Below are 2,361 nucleotides of genomic sequence, written 5' to 3'. Positions count from 1 at the left end.
AGCGTCGTAATGAAAAAGAAGCACATGGAGAAATTGAAACGCAGCATCCAGGTTATCTAGGATGTCAGGATACATACTATGTAGGTAATTTTAAAGGTATCGGTAAGGTTTATTCTCAGGTATTTATTGATAGCTATACTAGGGTAGCAGATGCTAAACTATATACTGATAAAACAGCTCTTACTGCTGCTGATATGCTGAATGACCGCGTGTTACCATGGTACGAGACCCAAGGAATACCAATACTTCGTATTCTTACAGACCGTGGGTCAGAATATAAGGGGAATATAGAGCATCATGCTTTTGAGTTATTTCTTAGCATAGAAGGTATAGAACATACTACAACTAAGGCATATTCTCCACAAACAAACGGTATGTGTGAGCGTTTTAATAAAACCATGAAACAAGAATTCTTTGATACAGCAATGCGGAAAAAGATTTATACAGATCTTGATGATCTACAATTAGATCTTGATATTTGGTTAGAGCATTTTAATAATGAAAGACCTCATTCCGGTAAATATTGTTATGGAAAAACTCCTATGCAAACTTTTAAGGATAGTAAGAAATTAGCTGTTGAAAAGAATAATGAAATCTTGTATCTTGATTACATATCTGACAGTCAAAACTTAACTGACAATCAAGTACAAAATTTATAGTGTCTGTAAGATCAAATCTTGACTTCTACACCTAATGACTATATTATTGATTTATCCTTTACTATAACGACAATTAACAAAAGAACTATCTATATAACACTAATAGATTTAGCAATCATATTAGCCTTTAGTTAATTCTTGACTCATATATTCTTGTTTTTTTGTAGCAATCTAATCCTGTATAATGAATAATAATTTTTAATATCTCACCTTACAATTACTATATTCCTGATAATATTAACTTAACTGTTTAGTCCCATATTGTGATGCGTGAGTAAGAGGGATAAATTATACTGCATTATTATTATATAAATTTAATTTTTTATAATTTGCAATTATATTTAAACAATGTGTGCGTAATTGTCCTGTAACATTTGGTATTTTAAGATAAGTAGCAACAGTTAAGAAGACCTGTAGAGTTTCTAAAATTGTTCTCCATCCTTTCTCAGGAGGTTTAGCTCCTACTGTTTGTATATTATGTAACCTGTCAAATAACTTAATTAATAGCAATTCTTGTTTCTGCTGCTGATACAATATTTTAACCATTTCTGCTGCACTAATTTTTTTATCATTTTTAACTCGTGTTAAATCTTCAACTTGATTAGCAATCTTATGGCCAAATTCTTGTATAATCATTTCTTTAGTAAGTAACGTATCTTCAATACAATCATGCAATATGCTAGTTACTATAATATCTGTTCTAAATAAATAATCAGAAATCATATATGCTACTTCTAAAGGATGTGAGTAATACAATTCTCCTGTTTCTCTCTTTTGCCTACCATGATACTTTTTAGCAAAATAAATTGCTTTTTTAATTTTATTAAGATCAACTTTCTTCTTAGAAATCTTATTAACGAGCATGAGCTTAGTTAATAGTCTTTTACTGTATCGGCAATTTGATAGATCTGTAATTTTTATTTTGTCTAGCTCAAGACCTATACCTTTGGGTTTTAACTTTCCTATAATAGGATCTATAGTTTTTTGATGATTTTCTTGACTTCTTGCCATATATCCATCCCTACTATAATTTTATTTAAGTGTAGTAAGTGAAGCACAATAATCAAGAAAATCATCATTATTAATTAATACATAATCATCAAAACCTTATCAATATCAACATTATGTATCATAAATCAGATCATCAAGAAGAGGTAACTTAATTGGTATATTACAGACAATAGTAGTACTTTTACCTTTTTCACTTGTTACTTCAATCTCTCCATTTAACTCACCAATTAGACGCTTTACAAAACTTAATCCTGATCCAAGTCCATGATATTGCGTAGCAACATCAAATTTATCAATCTTCTCATGAAGATGTTGCCTGATTTCTTTAGACAGACCAATACCACTATCATGCACCATAAATTGGCATACCATTTCTCTGTTTTGTTGTTCTAATTCTGAAACGGCTGGACTAATAGCAAACATGTTCACTGTTACCACAACTTTGCCTTCTTTAGTAAATTTAATAGCGTTATCTATTAACTGCTCTAATATTGCTCCTATTCGATAAGTATCACTAATTATAGCATTTGTTAAATCATACTGAAAATTACAAGATAAATTTAATCCCTTACGTTGAGCTATTGGCATCGCTTTATCAATAATCTTATTTACCAACTGTTTTGGATCAAACTTATTTAAAACTATAGGAGGTAATCCAGAATTATTCTGTAGATAACTAAGTATATTGTTA

3 protein-coding genes are annotated in these 2,361 nt (G+C 29.9%); 1 reads left to right on the top strand and 2 read right to left on the bottom strand.

Annotation, left to right across the window (positions count from 1 at the left end):
• Nucleotides 1-659: integrase core domain-containing protein (locus tag RAT170B_RS07730; RefSeq protein ID WP_045806094.1), on the top strand; the 659-nt coding region annotated here is incomplete at its 5' end.
• Nucleotides 660-947: 288 nt separating this feature from the next.
• On the opposite strand, the gene RAT170B_RS07725 is transcribed toward RAT170B_RS07730, so the two are convergent.
• The gene (locus tag RAT170B_RS07725; RefSeq protein WP_045806093.1) at nucleotides 948-1,670 is read right to left on the bottom strand and encodes an HD domain-containing protein; all 723 of its coding nucleotides are present in this window, start codon (nucleotides 1,668-1,670) and stop codon (nucleotides 948-950) included.
• A gap of 111 nt (nucleotides 1,671-1,781) precedes the next feature.
• A partial coding sequence (locus tag RAT170B_RS07720) for a sensor histidine kinase (RefSeq protein ID WP_045806092.1) occupies nucleotides 1,782-2,361 on the bottom strand: 580 nt, incomplete at its 5' end.

Origin of the sequence: Rickettsia argasii T170-B, assembly GCF_000965185.1 — a bacterium.
GTDB classification, from domain to species: domain Bacteria; phylum Pseudomonadota; class Alphaproteobacteria; order Rickettsiales; family Rickettsiaceae; genus Rickettsia; species Rickettsia rickettsii.
Note: the sequence above shows the minus strand (reverse complement) of the source record. Positions and strands in the feature narration are given on the sequence as shown.